Annotated in this window: 17 protein-coding genes; 2 read left to right on the top strand and 15 right to left on the bottom strand. The window is 40.0% G+C overall.

Features of this window, described 5'->3' with window-relative positions:
• Window positions 1-7 precede the first annotated feature (7 nt).
• From L2764_RS05580 to glyA, 4 genes are all read right to left on the bottom strand, one after another.
• The gene (locus L2764_RS05580) at window positions 8-673 is read right to left on the bottom strand and encodes a riboflavin synthase (protein ID WP_248939251.1); all 666 of its coding nucleotides are present in this window, start codon (window positions 671-673) and stop codon (window positions 8-10) included.
• 60 nt (window positions 674-733) lie between these two features.
• Window positions 734-1,852, bottom strand: coding sequence for a bifunctional diaminohydroxyphosphoribosylaminopyrimidine deaminase/5-amino-6-(5-phosphoribosylamino)uracil reductase RibD (gene ribD / locus L2764_RS05575; protein ID WP_248939250.1), 1,119 nt, complete (start codon window positions 1,850-1,852; stop codon window positions 734-736).
• Between the two features lie 116 nt (window positions 1,853-1,968).
• On the bottom strand, window positions 1,969-2,418 hold the full coding sequence (gene nrdR, locus L2764_RS05570; RefSeq protein ID WP_248939249.1) for a transcriptional regulator NrdR: 450 nt from the start codon (window positions 2,416-2,418) through the stop codon (window positions 1,969-1,971).
• 108 nt (window positions 2,419-2,526) lie between these two features.
• Window positions 2,527-3,783: a serine hydroxymethyltransferase gene (glyA, locus tag L2764_RS05565; RefSeq protein ID WP_248939248.1), complete on the bottom strand. Its 1,257-nt coding sequence runs from the start codon at window positions 3,781-3,783 to the stop codon at window positions 2,527-2,529.
• 476 nt (window positions 3,784-4,259) lie between these two features.
• Here glyA and ettA point away from each other — a divergent pair, with 476 nt between their 5' ends.
• Complete coding sequence (gene ettA / locus L2764_RS05560) at window positions 4,260-5,927, top strand: energy-dependent translational throttle protein EttA (protein ID WP_248939247.1); 1,668 nt, start codon at window positions 4,260-4,262, stop codon at window positions 5,925-5,927.
• 132 nt (window positions 5,928-6,059) lie between these two features.
• On the opposite strand, the gene L2764_RS05555 is transcribed toward ettA, so the two are convergent.
• From L2764_RS05555 to L2764_RS05505, 11 genes are all read right to left on the bottom strand, one after another.
• Window positions 6,060-7,031, bottom strand: coding sequence for an FHA domain-containing protein (locus tag L2764_RS05555; RefSeq protein WP_248939246.1), 972 nt, complete (start codon window positions 7,029-7,031; stop codon window positions 6,060-6,062).
• Between the two features lie 275 nt (window positions 7,032-7,306).
• Complete coding sequence (locus tag L2764_RS05550; protein WP_248939245.1) at window positions 7,307-9,619, bottom strand: YcaO-like family protein; 2,313 nt, start codon at window positions 9,617-9,619, stop codon at window positions 7,307-7,309.
• The gene (locus L2764_RS05545) at window positions 9,609-10,844 is read right to left on the bottom strand and encodes an amidohydrolase family protein (RefSeq protein ID WP_248939244.1); all 1,236 of its coding nucleotides are present in this window, start codon (window positions 10,842-10,844) and stop codon (window positions 9,609-9,611) included. The genes L2764_RS05550 and L2764_RS05545 overlap by 11 nt, the downstream gene beginning before the upstream one ends.
• Before the next feature lie 105 nt (window positions 10,845-10,949).
• A complete protein-coding gene (locus tag L2764_RS05540) occupies window positions 10,950-11,828 on the bottom strand; it encodes a BMA_0021/BMA_0022 family TOMM bacteriocin (protein ID WP_248939243.1) in 879 nt (292 codons plus the stop codon).
• Window positions 11,829-11,879: 51 nt separating this feature from the next.
• Window positions 11,880-15,881 carry a TOMM system kinase/cyclase fusion protein gene (locus L2764_RS05535; RefSeq protein ID WP_248939242.1) on the bottom strand — a complete coding sequence of 1,334 codons (4,002 nt, stop codon included), beginning with the start codon at window positions 15,879-15,881 and terminating at the stop codon, window positions 11,880-11,882.
• Window positions 15,882-16,045: 164 nt separating this feature from the next.
• Window positions 16,046-16,462, bottom strand: a complete 417-nt coding sequence (locus tag L2764_RS05530; RefSeq protein ID WP_248939241.1) for an arsenate reductase ArsC — start codon at window positions 16,460-16,462, stop codon at window positions 16,046-16,048.
• A 3-nt stretch (window positions 16,463-16,465) separates the two neighbouring features.
• Window positions 16,466-17,281, bottom strand: coding sequence for a phosphate ABC transporter ATP-binding protein (locus L2764_RS05525; protein ID WP_248939240.1), 816 nt, complete (start codon window positions 17,279-17,281; stop codon window positions 16,466-16,468).
• A 10-nt stretch (window positions 17,282-17,291) separates the two neighbouring features.
• On the bottom strand, window positions 17,292-18,146 hold the full coding sequence (gene pstA, locus L2764_RS05520) for a phosphate ABC transporter permease PstA (protein ID WP_248939239.1): 855 nt from the start codon (window positions 18,144-18,146) through the stop codon (window positions 17,292-17,294).
• Window positions 18,124-18,957 carry a phosphate ABC transporter permease subunit PstC gene (pstC, locus tag L2764_RS05515; RefSeq protein WP_248939238.1) on the bottom strand — a complete coding sequence of 278 codons (834 nt, stop codon included), beginning with the start codon at window positions 18,955-18,957 and terminating at the stop codon, window positions 18,124-18,126. Before pstC ends, pstA begins: the two co-directional genes overlap by 23 nt.
• 14 nt (window positions 18,958-18,971) lie before the next feature.
• Complete coding sequence (locus L2764_RS05510; protein ID WP_248939237.1) at window positions 18,972-19,787, bottom strand: phosphate ABC transporter substrate-binding protein; 816 nt, start codon at window positions 19,785-19,787, stop codon at window positions 18,972-18,974.
• A 61-nt stretch (window positions 19,788-19,848) separates the two neighbouring features.
• Window positions 19,849-20,691, bottom strand: a complete 843-nt coding sequence (locus L2764_RS05505; protein ID WP_248939236.1) for a methyltransferase domain-containing protein — start codon at window positions 20,689-20,691, stop codon at window positions 19,849-19,851.
• Window positions 20,692-21,286: 595 nt separating this feature from the next.
• Here L2764_RS05505 and L2764_RS05500 point away from each other — a divergent pair.
• Window positions 21,287-22,093 (top strand): ferritin-like domain-containing protein, encoded by an 807-nt coding sequence (locus tag L2764_RS05500; RefSeq protein WP_248939235.1) that lies wholly within the window; start codon window positions 21,287-21,289, stop codon window positions 22,091-22,093.
• The last annotated feature ends 383 nt before the right edge of the window (window positions 22,094-22,476 follow it).

Below are 22,476 nucleotides of genomic sequence, written 5' to 3'. Positions count from 1 at the left end.
AACAGTATTAACGTAAAAAGCCAGAACGTGCCAATAGGTCCATCGTCACGCCATCGGCATTATTGGGTTGATCTTTTGCCCCTGTGTAAAGCATCAATCGTTCTAAATGACGGGCGATTAAATCCACTTCAAGGTTAACGCTATCACCCACTTTTAGTGTTATCAACGTCGTTTCAGCTGCCGTATGGGGCACAATCGTCACACGAAACTGATGATCGTTAACCTCATTCACCGTCAAGCTCACACCATCAATAGTAATAGAGCCTTTATGGGCAATGTAACGCGTAAGCACCTTAGGTGCGCTCAACCAAAACTCTATCGCTTTACCACGATGTTGTCGCTCTTTAACAATCGCAATGCCATCGACATGACCACTGACCATATGCCCGCCTAAACGAGTCGTCGGTGTCAGCGCCTTTTCAAGATTAACCGCTCTGCCCACCTGATAATGAGAAAAGCCTGTTAATGCCACGGTTTCAGCTGAAATATCAGCTAAATAGCCATCACTTAAACATTTAACAACCGTCAAACAAACACCATTGGTAGCAATACTGTCCCCTAACTTCACATCACTTAAGTCAAGCTTGCCACTGGCTACAGTAAGGCGAATATCATCACCGCGGCGCTCAACATATCGTAATGAGCCAACGGACTCTATAATTCCAGTAAACATATCAATTACTCAGTATTAAGCATAAATTCACAATGAAGATAAACATAAAAGCCGTCTTTATTAGCCCAGTTTGAGCGTCAATCGAGTATCAGCCCCCACTTTACGCTCATCGATTAATGTCATCGAAGGCAACATCGCCATCGAACCATATTCAGGTAAAGATAACAAATTGCGTCCTTTGTCACCCAAGATTTTAATAGCCTGATATAACACTAATTCATCTGCCAAACCTTCCGCCATAAAGGCGCCCGCCAATGTCGCCCCCGCTTCAATGAGCACTGAATGACAAAGTGAACCAAGATGCTCCAACAATTTCGCCAAATCAACACGCCCATCCATCGAAGGCAGTAATAAATGGCTCACATGCTCGGGCCAAGCATTACGAACCTCTTCTGGATAATGCACACAGGACACCAATAAAATCGAGCTTTCCACCTCAAATAAGGCCATATTGACAGGCAATCGTGCTCGGCTATCTAATATCACCCGAATAGGTTGAATAATATCCGTCTCAGATAAAGACTGTTTTAACTCACCTAACTCACTGTGACGAACATTTAAACTCGGATTATCTGCTAAGACTGTTTCGATACCTGTCACTAACGCGCCATGTCTCGCTCTTAAGCGTTGTACATCTCGGCGAGACTCAGGCCCTGTTATCCATTGAGACACCCCGTTCGACAATGCGGTCTTTCCATCTAAACTGGCTGCTAATTTAACCGTCACCCAAGGCAACCTAATGGCCATACATTTCATAAAACCTTTGTTAAGCCTTTTCGCTTCAGCGGCTAATAAGCCCACAGAAACGCTAATGCCCGCCTCTTTTAACATGGCAATGCCACGACCTTTCACCTGCGGATTAGGATCCTCAGTCGCTATCACCACACGAACAACACCCGCTTCAATAAGCCCTAAGGCACAAGGCGGCGTTCTGCCGTAATGACTACAAGGTTCAAGTGTGACATAAGCCGTACTGCCTTTTGCCGCCAAACCGGCATCATTAAGCGCATGAACTTCAGCATGAGGTCCACCTGCCTTGATATGATAGCCCTCTCCAATCACTTCATCACCTTGAGTGATAACACAACCTACGCTCGGATTTGGCCTCGTCGTATATGTCCCTTTACGTGCCAATTTCAGGGCACGATTCATCATCTTAATATCTTGAATAGACCACATTTTCAATCCATATCACTGACAAGAAATGCTCCCTAAACAACTGATTAGCTAGCAGGTTAATTTAACACTGAGCATGATAAAAGGTCATCTCCCTTTTATCACGACAGGCATCACATTCATTTTTGTAATTTTGCGATGGCATCACCAAATTCGGACACATCTTCGAATGCTCGGTAAACAGAAGCGAAACGAATATACGCCACCTTATCCAGGTCCACCAGCTGGTCCATCATCAAGTTACCTATCATTTGAGAGTTAATCTCGCGCTCACCTGTCGCTCTTAACGTGGATTTAATTTGCGTAATCGATTTTTCTATTTGATCCATCGATACCGGTCTCTTCTCAACCGATCTCAACATTCCGGCTCTTAATTTTTCTTCATCAAAGGGCTGTCTACTGCCATCTTGCTTAACCACTCTAGGCATGACTAATTCAGCCCCTTCAAATGTCGTATATCTCTCATGACATTTCACACATTCACGCCGACGACGCACTTGATGGCCATCAGCAACCAATCGTGAATCAATAACCTTAGTGTCTATTGCGCTGCAAAACGGACAATGCATTCAAGCCTCCTGCCTATTCTCAATCTGAATACGTCGGCTTAGCAGCCGAATAAATAAAAATGGCCGCATAATGCGACCACCTAAGTTTACCTTATTTATGACACCAATTTAACCATAAACAGGATACTTTGCACACAAATCGATGACTTGTTGTTTCACGCGTGCAATAGTGGCTTCATTGCTAATATCATCTAAGATATCACACATCCAATGGGTCAACTCTATCGCTTGCGCTTCTTCAAAACCACGTCGGGTTATTGCAGGAGAGCCGATGCGTAAACCAGAGGTCACAAAAGGAGAGAGTGGATCATTCGGAACGGAGTTTTTATTGACGGTAATATTCGCTAAACCAAGCGCCGCATCCGCATCTTTACCTGTCATATCCTTGTCAATTAAATCAAGCAAAAATAAATGGTTATCAGTTCCTCCCGACACCACATCAAAACCACGTTCGATGAAGGTATTGGCCATGGCTTTGGCATTCACAACCACTTGCTTTTGATAAACAGTAAACTCAGGCTCCAAGGCTTCTTTAAAAGCAACCGCTTTAGCCGCAATTACATGCATCAAAGGACCTCCCTGACCACCAGGGAAAACCGCTGAATTTAATTTTTTATAAATCGCTTCATCATCGATAGCCGATAAAATGAGTCCACCACGAGGACCAGCTAAGGTTTTGTGTGTCGTGGTCGTCACAACATGGGCGTGTGGCAATGGACTAGGATAAATCCCTGCCGCCACTAAACCCGCAACATGCGCCATATCAACAAACAAATAAGCCCCGACTTTATCGGCTATTTCACGAAATTTTGCCCAGTCAATAATCCCCGAATAAGCACTAAAACCCCCAATGATCATTTTAGGTTTGTGCTCAACAGCGAGACGTTCAATTTCTTCGTAATCAATTTTACCCGTCGTTGCATTAATACCGTATTGAACGGCATTATAGAGTTTCCCAGAAAAACTGACATGTGAGCCATGGGTTAAATGACCACCATGCGCCAAGCTCATGCCTAATACAGTATCACCACCTTCAAGTAACGACATAAAGACAGCCGCATTCGCCTGTGAACCTGAATGAGGTTGAACATTCGCATAAGTCGCACCAAATAGTTCTTTGGCTCGAGAGATAGCAAGTTCTTCTGCTATATCAACATACTCACAGCCGCCATAATAACGTTTACCTGGATAGCCTTCAGCATATTTATTGGTTAATTGCGAACCTTGCGCTTCGAGGACTCGAGGGCTTGCATAGTTTTCAGAAGCAATAAGTTCAATGTGCTCTTCTTGGCGACGGGTCTCATCTTCAATAGCTTGGAATAATTGTGGGTCGAAATCCGCAATATTCATATCTCTCTTCAGCATTGCTCACTCCAGCTGTCAATTCACTTGGTAGGGTTGCGTGCTATTCTACTCCGCAATTGAGCACAATCCCAGTATTAACACATGAAAAAACCGCTTAGTTAACCTGATTTTGATTCAAGTTGTGTAGCAAATAACAAACTCAATATTCGTATCTAGAAACAGTCTGCCTATTTTCCCATGGACCCGCACTTTATAACACTAAAAAATGACTGAGTGACACTTTAAAATCAAAGTCTTGCCTAAAAAATATCGTACCGCATTACTCTTTAAACCCACTAACTACCGATACTAAGTCACTATTTCTCTCTCATCTAGAAATCACCCAGCATAAGTACTGCAGATCGGATTCCTTCAAACTCATTTCATCGCCATTGACTTCATCAAGAACACGCTGTTCTTTTACAAGCTGTGCTTGAGTCGATACACGTCTGTATGAGAAGATTATACGATTAACTATTCATTATGATGGAATTCAAATGGCTCAGTTTGTCTACAGCATGCTGCGGGTCGGTAAAATTGTCCCCCCAAAAAAACAAATTCTCAAAGATATTTCCCTGAGTTTTTACCCCGGCGCCAAAATTGGTGTGTTAGGTTTAAATGGCTCAGGTAAATCTACACTGTTAAAGATCATGGCCGGACTCGACACCGAAATCGAAGGTGAAGCGCGCCCGATGCAAGATCTTAACATTGGTTATTTACCTCAAGAACCCAAACTCAATCCTGAGCAAACGGTCAGAGAAGCGGTAGAAGAAGCCGTCTCTGTGGCAAAAAACGCCCTGACTCGACTCGATGAAGTCTATGCTCTGTATGCTGAACCCGATGCCGACTTTGATGCCCTTGCAAAAGAGCAAGGACAGCTCGAAGCCATCATCCAATCCCAAGATGCACACAATTTGGATAATGCCTTAGAACGCGCAGCCAATGCACTTCGTTTACCCGACTGGGATGAAAAAATTGCCGTATTGTCTGGGGGAGAGAGACGCCGTGTGGCGATTTGCCGCTTGTTACTCGAACGCCCTGACATGTTACTCCTTGATGAGCCGACCAACCATTTAGATGCAGAATCTGTCGCTTGGTTAGAGCGCTTCTTACAAGATTATACTGGCACAGTGGTCGCGATTACTCATGATAGGTATTTCTTAGATAATGCCGCAGGTTGGATTTTAGAACTTGACCGTGGTGAGGGGATCCCTTGGGAAGGTAATTACTCTTCATGGCTTGAACAAAAAGATGCCCGTTTGAAACAAGAATCAGCCACCGAGAGTGCCCGTCAAAGAACCATTCAAAAAGAACTCGAATGGGTACGTCAAGGCAGTAAAGGTCGTCAATCTAAAGGCAAAGCCCGCATGGCACGCTTTGAAGAGCTGAACACCAATGATTACCAAAAACGAAATGAAACCAATGAACTATTTATTCCACCGGGACCTCGTCTTGGCGACAAAGTCATTGAAGTCACCAACCTGACTAAATCTTATGGCGATCGGATACTGATTGATGACTTAAGCTTCTCTGTTCCTAAAGGCGCAATTGTCGGTATTATTGGTGCCAACGGTGCTGGTAAATCAACTTTATTTAAAATGATTTTAGGCACTGAGGCGCCCGATAGCGGCAGTGTCGAATTAGGCACCTCAGTACAAATAGCCTCAGTCGAACAATTCCGTGATTCAATGAATGATAAAAACACCGTTTGGCAAGAGATCTCTGATGGACAAGATATTATGCGGATCAATAATACTGAGATCCCCAGTCGCGCTTATGTCGGACGCTTTAACTTCCGTGGCGGCGATCAACAAAAAATTATCGGCACCTTGTCAGGAGGGGAACGTAACCGTGTTCACTTAGCCAAGCTGCTACAGGCGGGCGGGAATGTATTATTACTCGATGAGCCAACCAATGATCTGGATATTGAAACCTTACGGGCATTAGAAGAAGCCTTATTAGAGTTCCCCGGCTGTGCGATGGTCATTTCTCATGACCGCTGGTTCCTCGATCGGATCGCGACACATATTCTCGATTACCGTGATGAAGGTAAAGTGAATTTCCATGAAGGTAATTACAGCGAATATTCTGCTTGGCTAAAAGAAAGCATGGGCACAGATGTCGTTGAGCCACATCGTTTACGTTACAAGCGTATGGCCAAATAATCCTAAAACGAGTCGCCTTTAACAAGGGGCAACTTTACATGCGTTGCAAAAACCTAAGTCCCACTTAGGTTTTTTTCCTTTTTCCAATCCGAATTCATGTTCTAAAAGTGGTATAACTAACCTTGCCATCACTTAATTCAAACGAATAGGTTTTCCTTGCTGCTGGATTGTAGGATCAATGGTCAATCCTCCAAATATTTCAATCTCTCGCGGGCTAAAGCGAATTTCCCCTGTTCGCCGCTCAATAAGCGTCGATAACTGCTCAGCATCAGGATAAAGAGCCGATAGTTGTTTTCTAAAACGGTAAATATGAATATTAATATGATTCTCACTTTGCCCCAACATGCCACATAAAAGATCTTTATCCAGCCAACCCCTTTCAATGTCAGACACACCCAGCTTACTATCCTCAAGCGACTTACGTGCAAGCAGCAATAACACATAATGATGATTACGCTCACCCAAGTCGATCGGTGTCTCATCAAGTGTCAGCGTTAATGACACATGCTCTTCATTTTGACTGACATCAAAAATAAAACAAATATCGTCAAATAAGAGTGGCTTCTTATCACTAAGAATATCGGTCTCTATACTGGCTTTGGCATCCACAAATCGCCACTGAAACTCTGCTGTTCCCACGCAATCTCCTGTCTTCAATATCACTGTACCTTCACTGGTTTCACATAACCACTGACCTTGAGCAGATGGATAAATAGACACTTCAGGGGAGTCTTCAGAGGGTAACGCAGTAATGGCACTTAAATGAATCGTCTCTAAGCCTAACGTCAACGGCAGCAAAATACTTTCAGGAGGAGTCAGCTCTTTTATAAACCAGTTTTCAGTATGGATATTGCCAAATTGAATCGCATCTCCCTTTTCAAGCAGTATTTTATGACCTTTTTTAAGCCGCTTCCCATTAATAAACGTCCCATTACTGCTGGTATCTTGCAAAATCCAATATTCACCGTCCCAAATAATCACCGCATGAGTGCGTGACGCTTCTAAGTTAGTCAGCTGAGTGGCTGCAGTAGGATGACGTCCAAAAATATGTTGTGGTTGAAGTAACACGCTATTTCCTGTGGCTTCATTAAGCATCATCGCCATAATCATCCCCTATATTTTATTAACAAAAAATGTGAATTAACAAAAATCAGTCTCAACTCTTCATGACCTCTCATAAGTTAAAATCCACCTGTAAACCTCATCAACCGAAGTATTACTCTCTATTTTGTCAAAGCAAGGCAAACGATGCTATTACATCCTATTACACTGTGGTGATCTTGAGCTCTAATATGAACATGTTATACCCAAGTCAGTTGAAGATTTAGGATCCTGAACACCTCAGTATAGGTCCACTTGTCATACCTCTCAGTTTCAACTTAAATATATAACCAGTGCGGGTTTATCGTGTTTTCATCAAGGGCTTCATCCAACCAACCTAATGACACTGGCAGTTGATATAGCCTTTCATTGGCAAGCTGCGGCCAAATATGACACAAACCAGGGACGAGAATCTTGACAGTTTTAAGCGGAATAGCGGCTTGACTGTAATTGAATACACACACTTCAAAACCCAACGTATCGAGTCTACACACGAGCATCTTAATGGCTTGCTTCAATGCTGATTGGGGCTCACAACGATCCGGACTCGGTTTAACTTTACTTTGAGGGTAAAGATGATCGCCATCAATGATGGCATTAAAATCAAACGGAGCTGAATGTCTATCAGCAATCAGCTGTAATTGACATAATTCTGTTAATGCACGCTCGGCGGCAACTTCAGACACAAGGTGACACCCAAACCCCATAATAAATTTCGCCGTCGCGCTGTGTTTACCGATGGCCGCCATGACAGGGACGCCAAGATCATGAGTTAAATCTAACACCCAAAATTCATAGCCGGTCTCATCGTCTTTCCCATCACGATTATTCTCTATCTCATGAGCATGGTTCGGTGATAAGGTCGCGCTTATCTTGGCTAATCTTGACTCATCTAAACGGGATAAATCAAACTCAGCTCGGTGCAAGCGGTTATACCACCAAATCGCCACCGCATCGCGTTCGATTAACTCAAATAACCCTTGTAAAATGGCTTCCTCTACCATATTGCCTGCCGCGCAACCATTGGAATGCCATTGACCAAATTGGGTATCATCAAAGGGCAATTGGCTGACACCCAAACTCATCGGAAAATACACCCATTTTTCTTGAGTTAAAGACCAACTGGGTAACCAATGAATGGCTCGGCCATCATAAGGTTTAACAGCATGCTCATCTTGCTGATGTGCATTTTTTGAGAGTAAGAATGAACTATATTGAGACTCACTAAAAGGCGCCAATGTTTGAAAACAAAAATAACGCAATCCCGCCGCTCTCAATGCAATAGCCGAACACTTAAATAACGGTAATTCTTTTTGATAAATAGCACAGAAACGCTCTATTGCTTCAGATAGTCCACTCGCCTTCGATTGCTCAACACTAACCCCTTTCCCTAAACAAATCTGTACAAATCGCTCCTCAGCTTTAATCAAAGAGATCAGTGGCGCGCGAAAAAATCCCGTCCTATAAATATGAATAGGTTTATCCTGCATTTTATTCAGCTGGGTTAAATGGTTAATCACTCCCGTGATCGGACTCACTAGCGGCATTAATGTTTCAACGGTTTGACGGGCTTTTACCACTCTTAAGCCCCCTTCAACCTGGATACACGTCGCACGATTTTTTATGTGTATAGGGGTATGTATATCAGGATAAAAATGACCCGCTGTTTTAAGATCAACATTAATCAGATGACTTTCGACTTCGCCACTCACCAGCTTATACTCGAGCAATTTATCATCTTCATGTTCTAATTGTTGCTGTATTAACGCGATTATTTTGGCTGTTACTTGCGGTATAAAACGGTCAATGCGTCCCTCAATACTCAGCGTTGATATTTCGGCGGCAATCGGATAACAATGACATTCATTTGGGCGTATCATCATCAACCACTGCCTAATGGGCTGATTAACGAGTAGTCGTCGCTGAAAACGTAAAAAGTACTCCCGATCGGTGAGCTTAAAACACGGGCTCAACCACATTCTCTCTGGCGATATTTGAAACACAAAAAAATGCGATCTTAATGATAAATCGATAATACGGGGATCAAGCATATCATCAACCAACACAATACTGATCTCTTCATCACTCAGGTACATATTTTTGATAAGTTCATCTCGAAAACTGGCAAACCATTCAAGCCGCACATTTTCCGGCAAAATCGATACATTAACGAGATGAACCGTATTCACTTCATGCTCAAGATAAGTGTCATTATGGTTAAAATCAGCATGAACATAAACAGCAGGAGCTTGATCGATCAATAACAAGCCTTGTGAGGCGAGTTGATATATTTGTGTAACAAAAGCACTCACAGCAGCAGAGACTGATAACGAAGAAACTTTAGCTGTAATACATTGAACAATTGTCTCAAAGCTTACCACTCCTTCAATGACAGAAAAAAAAGGAAATTGACCCGAGGTCAATCGCCATTGCTGCTGAGAAGAAACAAGAAAAACATCTTCAGTATCGATGCTATAAACATTAAATTTAGGATGCCATTGCACGCAATAAAAAGGCGCTCGCTCCGTACTATATTCAGTAAGCACTTCACATTCTAAAAGTCCCTCATCCGTTATTAATTCAACCGCCATCAAACTCCCCCTCATAGACTTCATCATCAATAAAAGGGGTTTTAGCAACATTGACGCCAAAGGGATCAAGATATCGAGCCCGATTATTGTCAATTGCAACATCATAGAAGTCTCGTGCATTATTTTCGAATACATCGACGTATTCTTGCGCTGTTAATTCTGGGAGTTGCTGCTTGATATCCAACACGACCAAATGCAGATGATCGGGATGGGGAAAATCACTGCCAAACAGTAATTTTTTATGACCGATCACATTAATCACCTCGCGTAAACAAGGCTCTCCTAGCTCAACCGTCACCCAACATTGGCGTTTAAAATACGCTGACGGTAGCATCTTAATATGGTCATCGACTAACGATGGAAATTCGGGAAAGCAAATATTATCTAAACGCCACAACCAATGCGGAACCCATGACGCACCCGCCTCTAAAAAACCAAATTTCAATTGAGGATGGCTCTCAAATACACCAGACTCTAGCAAGGAGACAAAAGCCATTTGCGCTTCCATCGGATGTGAGCAAGCATGTAACGCAAATCGTGAATGAAAGCGATCGCTGCCCACTGTCGATGCATGTAAATTAGTCCCTCCGTGAATAACGACAGCAATATTATTCTGTTCACACGCTTGCCAAAATGATGCGTAATCACCATGTCCTAAACTGCGCTTCGAAATCACCTCTGGCCTCAGTGTAATCGACGTCCAACCATTATCAATCACCTTAGTCAGCTGCTCAAGCAACGTATCCGGTTGATGACGACTAATGAGTCCTACAGCCCTGAGACGTTGAGGGTTCACCCCACAATAATCTTTTAACCATCGATTGTAAGCATCAGCATAAGCTAAAGAAACATTGGACGGGATAAGGCTATGATTGACAATATACATGGCGAAAGTAGGCAAAATAGCAGCACACTGAATATTCGATGCATCCATACTCTTAAGTTGCTCAGTCGGCGTCATGGCTTTTTTTCGCTGTGCCATCGTCAGCGCATTGCGCTGACTACTGGCAATTTTAAGTGCGCTACCCCAATGAAAAAGTAAAGGAAAAGGCCCGATGGCATAAGTCGGTAGCACAGACATGGTTTGTTCGTTTTTCACTGTAATCCGTTCAAATGCATCATCAATCAAATGAATCGGAAATTGTTTAAATATCACCTCATCAACATATTGCGCCCATATTCCAATCGGCTCAATTAAATGTCGATCAGCATCATAGATATTCATCGCGATAACATCCTTATCTTATCGTTACTTAGCAGATTTAAAGCAAATAAAAGACTCTTTTCTATCAAAAAGCTCAATCAAAAAAAGAGTCTCAAGGTGTAATGATTAACAGCAGGTAAAAGGATACGAATTACCATCATCATTGTACGCCGCTAACGCAATAGGAAGCACAGCTTTATCATTTTGATTTCCATTGGGGTTGTGTGGCTTTTTCGGTTTACCTAATGAAATAACATTCGCGGGATATTGAGCCTCATTGGCTTTAAGCAGGTAAAAAGAGTCACATTTTTTGAAATTAATAATAAAATTCCATGGGTTATTATAACCAAACCACTTCGACAAAATCGGCGTTTTATCCGAATAATTATCATCAACATTAATAATACTGGTTTTAAAGGTGTCATCTTCCCAATAAAGCGATATGGCCCGTAATACTGTGGCAGAAAAGTCCAGTAAATCAAAATCGGCCACGCCCATGGTTAATATGCTCGGAATAGGAACTTCATTTTCAATCAGTAACTTAATAAATTCATGTTGGTTTTTTTCATTAAGCAACATTTCAAAATTCGATTTTATTTTTCCCATAAAAGTCGGAAAAATAAAATTATATTTAGCCAAGGCTTCAACTCGGTTATCAATCATATTTGGAACATTATTATTTTTTAATAATGGATCCTCTGGATCCCTTGGTAAATAAATAGTGAGCCTATCATCATCACCGACCCAACGGCCGGTTTTAATCGGATCCCAATGTAAACCATCCTCTAAAAAGTTAGTACCGGACTTTTTATCCTTTAAAAAGTTAATAGTTAAATTTTTCCAAGGATTAATAAATTGCTTAGGGGAACCTGAATGTTCCTCCAAGAATGTGAGAAGATTATTTTCACCCTCTCGATGAAAGTCTTCTTCAAAATTTTTATCAACCCATGATTTAGCGACCGCGGATAAATATGCCGTTTTAAAACTTAAAATTGTATTACTCATAGTGCCACCTTAATATTAACTTAATGATATTATTAGATTACATCTACAGCTCTATACATTTTCGTGTATTTTATCTTGTAATAACTGCGCTTCTTTGACAAATAAATACGCTTTTTGCTTTTTTGCTAACGTCTGTGATTCTTGTAAAAGCGCAATCACTCTCGGTGTGGCACTTTTTTCTTTTTCGAATAGTACCCAGGCTAACGCATTTTTTACTATCGGTAATGCTGCCATTTCATTATTTTTAATCGACTTTTTATAAGACAACTCCATTAAAGATAATGCCTCATCGACACGAGACATTTTGACCATTTTCTTGGCAATAAAATGGATATACCAACCGGTTGCAAAATCATAATCAGAGTCACATAACTCTATGACTCTTTGCTTAGCCTTATCTAAGTTATCGCGTGCGGTTTCCAGCAAAATATCAATGTAAATGGTATAAAATATTGGATTGTCTGGATTAAAATACTGTTGATAATACCCCTCACAAATGCGGATCACCTGAGCATCATCCCCTTTAAAACTCATACAAAGCGCATAAAAAATATGGGACGCGATACAAGACACCTGATATTGGCCTTGATCGGATAAACTCACTGCGGACTGGGCTAATACAATGGCTTTATCCAATTGATCAATATGTAAATACGATAGGGCTAACATTCCCAAACAATAAGGCTTAAAGTCGGTATTATTTTCCATGAATAATTGCTGTGGAGCCACTCCATAATGATAGAGTGCTTTTTCAAATGCTTCAATCGAATGATGAAAGTGCCCTGTTAATTGGTAATTTTGAGATAAAAAACATAACGTGGGAACATCATATTCTTGATATTCTTCTTTTGAATAACGGCTTAATAGGGCTTCACCTAACGTTCTGGCTGCTTGATATTGCGATGAATGGTGTAAATGTAAAAAACGGAGAAACTCGCTCACAACCTTAAGTTTATGGCATAAAACCTTTTCATTGCGTTTTACCTCATCAGGAAGACGTAATAAAATAGCCCGAATAGCTTGGCTCCATTCATGGGCTCTTTCAGAGGTATAACTGTTCACAACAAGCTCAGAAGAAATCGCCATCTGATAGAATGCCAATGCCGAACAATCGCGTATAATAGGTGCTTCTATCTTTTCCACCCACTGCAATAACCGTTCCCCGAAGCTCAATACTTCGGCATTCGCGCCAGCGGTTGCAAGCTGTGTCACCGCGACGATCCCCTGACGAGTCGCCTGAGTAAAGTGCTCCGCATAAGAAAAATGAAGCGCCACTTCCATGACATTATGTTCATCTCTCTGTTCTAATTCATGTGCAATTAAACCGTGAAAAAGTTTTCTATTTCGACTTTCAATGTTGGCATAAGCCGCCTCTCTGACTAATGCATGTTTAAAAATATAACGATCTCCTTTGACTTGCCTAAGTTGATAGACCAATTCATGACTAAGCAGCTCAACAATATCATTCTGCACTTTTTCTTCGGTGCGATTAGACGTCGAAACTAATAATTGATAATCAAACTCTCGACCAATACACGCCGCCAATTGCACCGTTTCTTTTGCATAAACTAAGGCATCTAATTTTTGTTGTAAGGAATCAAGTAACGTATTGGGGATCTCTAGTAAGACCGCTTCACTGACAAAATCAACCTGACCATTTAGCACTTGTACCCAATTTCTATAGCGCAGCATATTTACCAGCTCTTCTATAAATAAAGGAATACCATCGGTGCGAGTACACACTAACTCTAATACTCTCAATGCAACATTTTGATGCTCAAACATATTTTTAATGATTTGATACGTTTGTACTTGCGCTAATCCCATTAACTTCACAGGCGTGATCATTAACCCCTTCAATAGTTGAGGTAAGGCTACTCTAGAGGTCATGACTAGCGTCACTTTTCCACACTTAAACAGTGAATGATGAAGTAAAAAACAAACAAATTCTAAACTGGTGGGATCAATCCAATGTAAATCTTCAAATACAAACAACACATTTTTTTTATCGCTGTCTTCATCCGTTATAAATAACAATATAACCAACACTTCAAAGAGTATTTTTTTCTGCTGTTCGAGTATCAAGGCCATCATTGATATATCTTCAGGCAAAGGTAAATTTAACCATATACACAACACCGATACTCCCTGCTCTGTATCAATATTACTGTGTTTATTTAATATCAAAGTAAAGTGCTCAATGAGTGTATTCGAAGATGAATCTTCCACTGAGTACAGATCTTTAAGTAAAGACAGAATAGGGTATAAAGCATTGAACTGGTGTTCTGGTAAACACTGAGCGATTAAGTGAAGATGCCCTTTTGCACGTTGTCTAAATTCAAATATGAGCCGAGATTTCCCCATACCCGCTTCACCAAACACAAAAGCGCCATTATTTTCATTCTGCTTTAGCAAAGCTAACAAATGCTCGAGTTCTTGACTGCGTCCGATAAAATCATGATGAGTACGGTTAACACGTAAAAAGCAAAACGCTTCGACTTTTCGTTCACCAACAAATTGATAAAGCAGTAAACTTTTTATGAAACAATGATTATCTGTTATTGCACACGCGGTAAACTCGATATGATTTTCTAATAATCGCTCACTGGCTTGAGTACATAATATCTGCTGGGGCTGGGCATGACGCATTAATTCCATAGCAAGATTAGCCGTGTCACCTTCAGGTGCTGAATCCCGATAATGCGTAACGATACCAGTATTCATCCCCATTCTTACTTGCACTTCTATTCCAACGCTCAATTTCAATAATGCATTACATTTATTTAATCGACTATTTATCTCCAATGCCGTCCGGGCACATAAGCGGCTATCATTATCACTCACCTTTGGATAACCAAAATAAAATAACTGAGTGTCACCTAAACTACCCACATGGAAAGCACCATAACTCACCGCAATATCGCTACATTGTGATTGTTGATCTCGATGAATAGCGTCAATAACATCGATGTCAATTCCGCCTTCATTAACAGCTCGAATGCTCAATGATAAACACAATACTGAAATTTGTTTACGCTCAATAAATCCACTGATAGCAAATGCATCAGGGTTAATTTGCGTTTCATCATTGCTAAACACCCGTGCCACTGTCGGCGTCAATTCCCCTCGTCGATCGTCATGATTTAATCCATTAAAATCCCCTACTAAAGACGAAAAATTTAATTTATTTAATTCATGATAAACATCAATCGCAACCCCAGCCCTGTCTTGTACTTTTTTATTCAACACGCGGCGTAATAAGCTCACCACAGGATGTCCCGCTAATACTGCTGGGATCGGTACATTAGACTGACTGAGTTGCTTGTGAAAAATTGAGGCTAAATTTGACCCAGCCATCACAGCCTGGCCCGTCAAACATTCAAGAAAAACCAACCCCCACACATATAAATCACTTTTAACGGTGGGTGGCTCTCCCCGTAATTGCTCTGGCGCACTATAAGAAGGCGTTCCTAAGGTTTCTTGCGTTAATGTTATACTTTGGTCATCAGCCTGACGGGCCTCATTGGTTAAAGCCCCAATGCCAAAGTCGAGAATTTTGACATGGTGATTGACATCAGATGTCATCAACATGATATTAGCCGGCTTAAGATCACGATGGATAACACCACGATCGTGAGCATGAGCCAATGAATCAAGAACTTGAGACATAACATTAACTGTCTGTATTGGTCTTAATGCGCCTTTTTCAAGTAGGATTTCTTTTAAAGACTGTCCTTCTATATATTCAAAAACCGCATAAATCAAATCGTTATCAACACAACCTTTATCCAATAAGCGAACAATATTCGGATGGGAAAGTCGACTATTTAGCTGGGTCTCTCTGTGAAAGCGAGCAATATAACGATGACGTTTATCTTCATCAAAATCAGGATTTAATGTCAAAAATTTTATTGCAACGATTTGGCCAGTGTTCACTTGCATAGCGGTATAAACTTGCCCAAATCCACCTTGGCCAATTTTATCTAATAATTGATAATCTGCAGATTTAAATTTTTTGGGGATATAAGATATCGATGACTCAAACGTATTCATTTTGACCGCGCCCCTCAAATCATGACAACCCTGCCAGAAAAAGTAAGACTCAGCCCTTATCTTATTTTTTAAAGATGATTTTTTACCCTACAACATAAGCATACCCTTGTAAATAAGGATCCCACAGACAAAAATAAAAACACGATAGGATTCACAACATAACATTATGAAGCCGGTAGCATTAACGCTTGGTGTAATTGATTTGAAAAAAGATTAATTTGCTCTCTAATTCGGCGAAACTCCGCTAATATTTGATTCTCGGTACCTAAACACGACCCCGGATCGTCAAAGCTCTGATGAATTTTCTTAATATTATTAGAAAAGATAGGACAGAATTCATTCGCCCTATCACACACAGTAATTAAATAATCGAAAGTCACATCACTATATTCATGGATTAAATTAGAAGTATGACTCGATATATCAATATTTATTTCTTTCATAACATGAATCGCTATGGGGTTAACACCATGTGTTTCAATACCGGCACTATACACATTAAAACCTAAATATTGTTTTAAAAAACCATGTAGCATTTGTGAACGACAAGCATTCCCAGTACAAACAACGAGAATATTCATAATCTACCCCTGTAAACCATTACAAAAGAAATGTGTTGTTGGGTGAGTCGGATGATTAAATATTTTATCAATGCCACCACTTTCAACAATACAGCCCCCTTTATCATTCACCCAACAAACAGAGATCTGATCGGCAATACGTTTAGCTTGTGCCAAATTATGTGTCACTATAATAATGGTGATCTTGTCTTTCAACCCTAACAATAAACTTTCAATTTTAGCTGTTGAGATAGGATCAAGTGCACTGCAAGGTTCATCTAATAATAAGATATCAGGCTCTAAAGCAAGTGAACGCGCGATACATAATCTTTGTTGCTGCCCACCTGAAAGTAAAAAAGCACTGGCTTTTAAATCTTGTTTAACCTCCTCCCAAAGGTTTACCTCCCGCAATACTTTCTCGACTCTCTCCTTTAAGGCTTGCTTGTTTGAGATGCCATACTGACGTAAAGGAAATCGAATATTCTCCTCTACGGAAAGTGGAAAAGGATTAGGCTGCTGAAATACCATACCGATACGTTGCCGCAGTAACCTATCAGGGATCTCATTGATATTAACGCCATCCAGTTTAATCTCTCCTTCAACACAGCAATCAGGCACTAACTGGTGAATGCGATTAATACTACTCAAAATACTACTTTTCCCACAACCTGAAGGCCCGATAAGCGCGGTGATCTGCCCAGGCTGAGCAACCAAAGAAGCATTATTAATAGCCTGCTTGTTTTTGTACTTAATCGATAACTGGTTAATGTCAACCCTTGCTGCTTGAGCCTGACAATATAAAGGCTCATCATGCTTTGTCACTCGATACAAAAAACCCATAACTAACTCCTTATCTTGCATATCGCGTTAATCGATGACTCACTCTTCTTGCCAATACATTTAAGAGTATTAATAAGATTAATAAGAAAGCCGCCGTCGTGGCGGCATTTTGCTGCCCACCGATAACATTCATCGATAAATCATAAATATGAACAGATAAAACCCGGCCTGAATCATAAAGTGTTCCCGGCATCCGCGTCACATATCCTGCCGTGTAGATCAACACAGCGGTTTCAGCCAACGCCCTGCCAATGCTAATAATCAGTGCACTCACCACACCCGAACTGCTCATCGGCAGCAATATTTTAACCATATAAGCACCTTGAGAAATATTAAGCGCGAGTGAAGACTGTTTATAAGCAATAGGGACAGCCTGGAAAGCTTGCTCTGAAATCAAAATAAATAAAGGTAAAACCATACAGGCTAAACTCAAACCACCGGATAAAATTGAAAATCCCATTTTTAAATAAATCGCAAACATAGCGTAACCAAATAACCCAAACACAATAGAAGGTACCGAAGATAAAATACGCAAACTTAAGCGGATTATCTGCCCTCTTTTACTGTTAAGCTTGACACATTCACTCAAATACAAAGCACTACCAAGACCAATAGGAATGACCACTAAAAAACACACCAAGAGAACCCAAAAAGTCGATATAATGATGGAATAAATGCCCCCTTCTCTTCCTGCACTCATCGGATCGTCCCATAAAAAATTCAGCGTTAAAGACGGTAAACCTCGATATAGAATATCCACGACAAGCATGAAAGGTAAAAAGAGACATAACCCAGCCATAAACCAAATCATGCCGGTCCAAAAAACATCTAACCAATTGACTTTATGCGTTCTTTGTATATTCATGCTTATATCTGCTCACAACAATAACCAAAAAACTGGTCGTCAATAACAGGATAAAACCACTCACAAATAATGCAGAGCGATGTACATCCATAGCGTAAGACATTTCTAAAGCAATATTTGCCGTGAGAGTTCTTACTGGATCAAAAATAGAATGCGGTATTTGCACGACATTACCGCACACCATCAACACCGCCATGGTTTCACCTAATGCCCGTCCAAGATGCAATATAATGCCTGACATAATACCTGATGAAGCAGAGGGTAAAATAATGCGATGAATAATGCTGTAACGGGGTAAACCCATAGCGTAAGCTGAAATGAAGTACTCTTTCGGTACCGCTTCTAATGCACTATCCGTTGTTATTGCAACCAAAGGTAATATCATCAAGGCAAGAACCAAAATCCCAGCTAACAAGCTGGCGCCAGGAGGCGCTATTTGATTAATAAAAGGGACAATAACAAGTAAGCCCCACAGCCCGAAAACAACAGAAGGCACACCGGTTAATAATTCGGTCACCATCCGAAAAAAATGAGCAAACAATTTAGGCGCGTAGAAGCGAACATAAACAGCCAGAGCGATACCAAAAGGGATCGCAATCAATACAGCGCCTAATGCAGTATATAAGCTCCCAACTAGCATGGGCACTAAATTAAAATGTTGGCTAGAAGGAAACCACCCTTCATCAGAAAACAGCTGTGAAGGAGAAATAGTGACAAATAATTTTGCGCTTTCCCATGCCAAAAACATAACAATAAAAAGCAGAACACTGCCCGATATCCAAGCAGTGCTCCTCAAGATTGATGTCAACATCCAAGGCCGTTTCATTAATGAGCCGCAACAAAGAATTGATCATTAATGATCGGCATAACCATTGATGATTGGGAAAATTGAATAAATTTCTGTGTTGCCAAAGAAGACTCTCCGAAAGTCACTAAATTCAGTTCTCGTATAATGGGAAAAGCATGATTTTGAAGCATGCTAATTGATGCTTCAATATCATTCATAGGCAGTAACTTAATCGGCGTACCATTATTGATTTCAAATTGAGCGGCACCGATAGAAACATACGCTACCGCTTGCCTAGATTGCATAACAGATAAAATCGCATGTTGATTATCACCAATAATAAGATCGGCTTTCACACTCTTTTCATTTAATTTAAAAAAGGTAAGAAACAACTCTTGAGTCGAACGGCCAGCCGCTTTATGTATCACAGTGATGGCTTGATTGTTCCCACCCACATCCGACCAGTTATTAATATGATCGGTGTAAATAGCTTGAATTTGTTGATCATTCAAAGATGAAATAGGATTATCTTTATGAACAATCATCGCAATACCATCGAGAGCAACAGTGTATGCCACTAAGTCAGCTTCATTTGATTTTAACCGCCTTGACACCATGCCAATATCAGCCATTCCCGAACGCGCATCTGCGATCCCACGAGACGACCCTCCCGTTTGCACATCAATGTACACATTAGGATGTTGCTTTTCATAAGCCTCAGCAATCAAACTGATCAAAGGTGCGACCGTACTCGAACCTGTAATAATAATCTTTTCTTGCGCACTATCATCTTTCGGTTGACAACCTAGAATAATAAAACTCATTGTTATAATAGTTAAGGTTAATCGTTTCATTGTCATCATCCCTCCTACACTAATAAAATAAATATATAACTTAATAAATGTCCAATATTTATCATGATTTATCAGCATAGAGATGCACACTATGAATACTGCCTGACACAGCATTTAGCATACGATTAAAAAAGAACTCACCCACTCCTTCTTTTATTTTTGTCGCTTCTAAATCTAAAACAGATAATATTTCCTCCTTGGTATAAGTTTTAAAACCAGCCACTTTAATATTTTTAAATCCTACTGATTTCATTATGTGTAAATAATTCTCTAACTGAGTAGCCCCTGAAACACACGTTGCGTATAATGCGGCTTGTTTCAAAATCCATTTAGGAATATTATCCCCAATCACAATGTCACTAAACGAAATACTGCCTCCAGGCTTTAATACCCTATAAACCTCATCCATCACTTGGCGCTTATCCGAAGAAAGATTAATCACACAATTGGAAATCACTTTATCGACACTGCTATTTTCTAATGGAATAGATTCAATCATGGCATTTTTAAGTTCAACATTATCAAGATGTAAGCTATCAACTTTTGTCTGAGCGATAGTCAGCATTTCATCCGTCATATCAATGCCGATAACTCGCCCAGAATACCCCACTTTCTCAGCAGCAAGGATAACATCAAGTCCGGTGCCGCAACCTAAGTCCAGCACGGTCTCGCCTTGATTTATCCTAGCAATATCAATGGGGTTTCCGCAGGCAAAATTATGTTCTAAAATGTGACTATCAATCTCAGCTAATCCCTCAAGAGAATAACCCGCCAGCGCAAAAATAGCTTCGCTGTCAGTCGCCATGATCTGTTCTCCATTAACATAAGGAGCATCTGAGGTCACCGCTTTAGAATAAGCTTCTTTTATGATTTTTTGATGAGTATCGCTCTTTTCCTCATACATAATATGAACCCCTTAATCTTATTACAATATAAGAATGTCAATATCAATAAAATAAAGAGAACGAAATCATCTCTATAAGCACTTGATATATACTCACATCTATTGTAAAACACTCATTAAATAAACACTAAAAAATACTTCATGAATAATAAATGCAATGTATTAACAGATATTACATTTTAGTTTTATAGAAAATATTATCAAGCCTCATCATTTATCACTCAACAATCAAAACTGACATTAATAATTAATAGAATCAATATATAGAGACCAATATCCACAATTTATATAAAACATCGATAAAGTATGATTTTATAATTATCCACATCGTTTTGGTATTAATTTAGTATTAGTTTTTACATTTATTATGTTTGCACTCCCTCATTTAGTATTAGATAAGTATTAGACAAGTATTAAAATGAGTATTAAAGCAATATCAACTCAAGATTGCACATTTATTTTAATGTATAGTGACTGCATGCCTTTTACATTAGCCATATCTTACCTTTGCTAATTAATTGAGTTAGTAAAGCTATAAAATAGCAAAGTGCTAAAGCTCGTAATATCTATTTAAGATAGTCATTTGGAGGTTGAAATGAATACCCAAGAGAATTCAGCAATATTATCACAAGAAATGTTATCAAAAGAAAAATATCGCCACTTGATTGGATATCTTATTTCAAGTGCCATCGCAGGTGAAATCGTTGCCGCTAAAGCCTATGCACAAATGTCTCTTTTAACTGATGACAGAGTTGAAATGAAAGCCTTATTAAAAGAAGGCCAAGAAGAATTAATGCATGCCGACATGTTAGAAAAATTAGCTAAGCAACTCAATGTCCCCTTTGTCAATCGCATCATAGAGCCTGAGTGGAAAAACATACTCAATTTTATCCAAGAAAAAGCCAATAATAACGACTATATGAGTTGCTTTCTCGCACAAGAAATTGTCTTAGAAAGTATGGCTATCGTGTTATATCAAACAATGTCAGGAGAGGGTTCTGAAGTCGACGATCTGACAGCAAAAGTTAGCAAGCGTATTTTGGCTGATGAATTAGAGCATGTCGATTCAGGCATCACTTATCTTAAGAGAAATTTAAGCCTGAATAAAGAAGTGACTTATCAAAAATTGCATGAAGTTAATGATAGAGTCTTACCCCAAGTTTATAACCTCATACGTAATGGTTGTGACTCTTTATGTGGCGAAATGAACGTTGAATGTGGCTCCTTCGGCCCTGAAGAAATCGGCCTTGATTTCGATACGTTAAGATTAAATGCCTTAGATAGGTATATGGAAACCTTAGATGAAGCAGGCGTTGAACCTGAAGTCATCAGCCAATTAATGCTTAATGTCGCAGGGTTTAATAATAAAGATTCTGCCATGCAACAGCAATGCTGTTGTTAATCCCATGAAATAAACTCGATTATCTTGTTTTAGTGATAAATTAACCGGTTTACATTCAAGGAATTAATATGAATGATAATCAAAACAATGCCCATTATAAAAGTGGACTAGACTACTATTTTATGCGCCCATCCATTGTTATTGGGCATAGCGAAACCTTACCGAGCTATAGTCGTTTCTGGTGTATGAGGATAAAGCATTGCGATGTAACCTGTTAATTGATCTTGGCCGATCAACAATTAACAAAAGGAACATCGCAATGACTAAAAATGATAATGTTATTTCTATTGAGACACCAGTCAATCCGTTAGAAGAGCTATTAAAAAAAGGGGCACAAGCGTTATTAGCTCAAGCCATTGAAACTGAACTGGCTACGTTAATGG

It is taken from the genome of Shewanella surugensis, assembly GCF_023284005.1.
In the GTDB taxonomy this organism is placed as follows: Bacteria; Pseudomonadota; Gammaproteobacteria; order Enterobacterales; family Shewanellaceae; genus Shewanella; species Shewanella surugensis.
Note: the sequence above shows the minus strand (reverse complement) of the source record. Positions and strands in the feature narration are given on the sequence as shown.

Bases quoted from the DNA above. Each gene is read 5' to 3' on its own strand.
- L2764_RS05580 (WP_248939251.1), bottom strand. From the start codon at position 673: ATGTTTACTGGAATTATAGAGTCCGTTGGCTCATTACGATATGTTGAG.
- ribD (WP_248939250.1), bottom strand. From the start codon at position 1,852: ATGTGGTCTATTCAAGATATTAAGATGATGAATCGTGCCCTGAAATTG.
- nrdR (WP_248939249.1), bottom strand. From the start codon at position 2,418: ATGCATTGTCCGTTTTGCAGCGCAATAGACACTAAGGTTATTGATTCA.
- glyA (WP_248939248.1), bottom strand. From the start codon at position 3,783: ATGCTGAAGAGAGATATGAATATTGCGGATTTCGACCCACAATTATTC.
- ettA (WP_248939247.1), top strand. From the start codon at position 4,260: ATGGCTCAGTTTGTCTACAGCATGCTGCGGGTCGGTAAAATTGTCCCC.
- L2764_RS05555 (WP_248939246.1), bottom strand. From the start codon at position 7,031: ATGGCGATGATGCTTAATGAAGCCACAGGAAATAGCGTGTTACTTCAA.
- L2764_RS05550 (WP_248939245.1), bottom strand. From the start codon at position 9,619: ATGGCGGTTGAATTAATAACGGATGAGGGACTTTTAGAATGTGAAGTG.
- L2764_RS05545 (WP_248939244.1), bottom strand. From the start codon at position 10,844: ATGAATATCTATGATGCTGATCGACATTTAATTGAGCCGATTGGAATA.
- L2764_RS05540 (WP_248939243.1), bottom strand. From the start codon at position 11,828: ATGAGTAATACAATTTTAAGTTTTAAAACGGCATATTTATCCGCGGTC.
- L2764_RS05535 (WP_248939242.1), bottom strand. From the start codon at position 15,881: ATGAATACGTTTGAGTCATCGATATCTTATATCCCCAAAAAATTTAAA.
- L2764_RS05530 (WP_248939241.1), bottom strand. From the start codon at position 16,462: ATGAATATTCTCGTTGTTTGTACTGGGAATGCTTGTCGTTCACAAATG.
- L2764_RS05525 (WP_248939240.1), bottom strand. From the start codon at position 17,281: ATGGGTTTTTTGTATCGAGTGACAAAGCATGATGAGCCTTTATATTGT.
- pstA (WP_248939239.1), bottom strand. From the start codon at position 18,146: ATGAATATACAAAGAACGCATAAAGTCAATTGGTTAGATGTTTTTTGG.
- pstC (WP_248939238.1), bottom strand. From the start codon at position 18,957: ATGTTGACATCAATCTTGAGGAGCACTGCTTGGATATCGGGCAGTGTT.
- L2764_RS05510 (WP_248939237.1), bottom strand. From the start codon at position 19,787: ATGAAACGATTAACCTTAACTATTATAACAATGAGTTTTATTATTCTA.
- L2764_RS05505 (WP_248939236.1), bottom strand. From the start codon at position 20,691: ATGTATGAGGAAAAGAGCGATACTCATCAAAAAATCATAAAAGAAGCT.
- L2764_RS05500 (WP_248939235.1), top strand. From the start codon at position 21,287: ATGAATACCCAAGAGAATTCAGCAATATTATCACAAGAAATGTTATCA.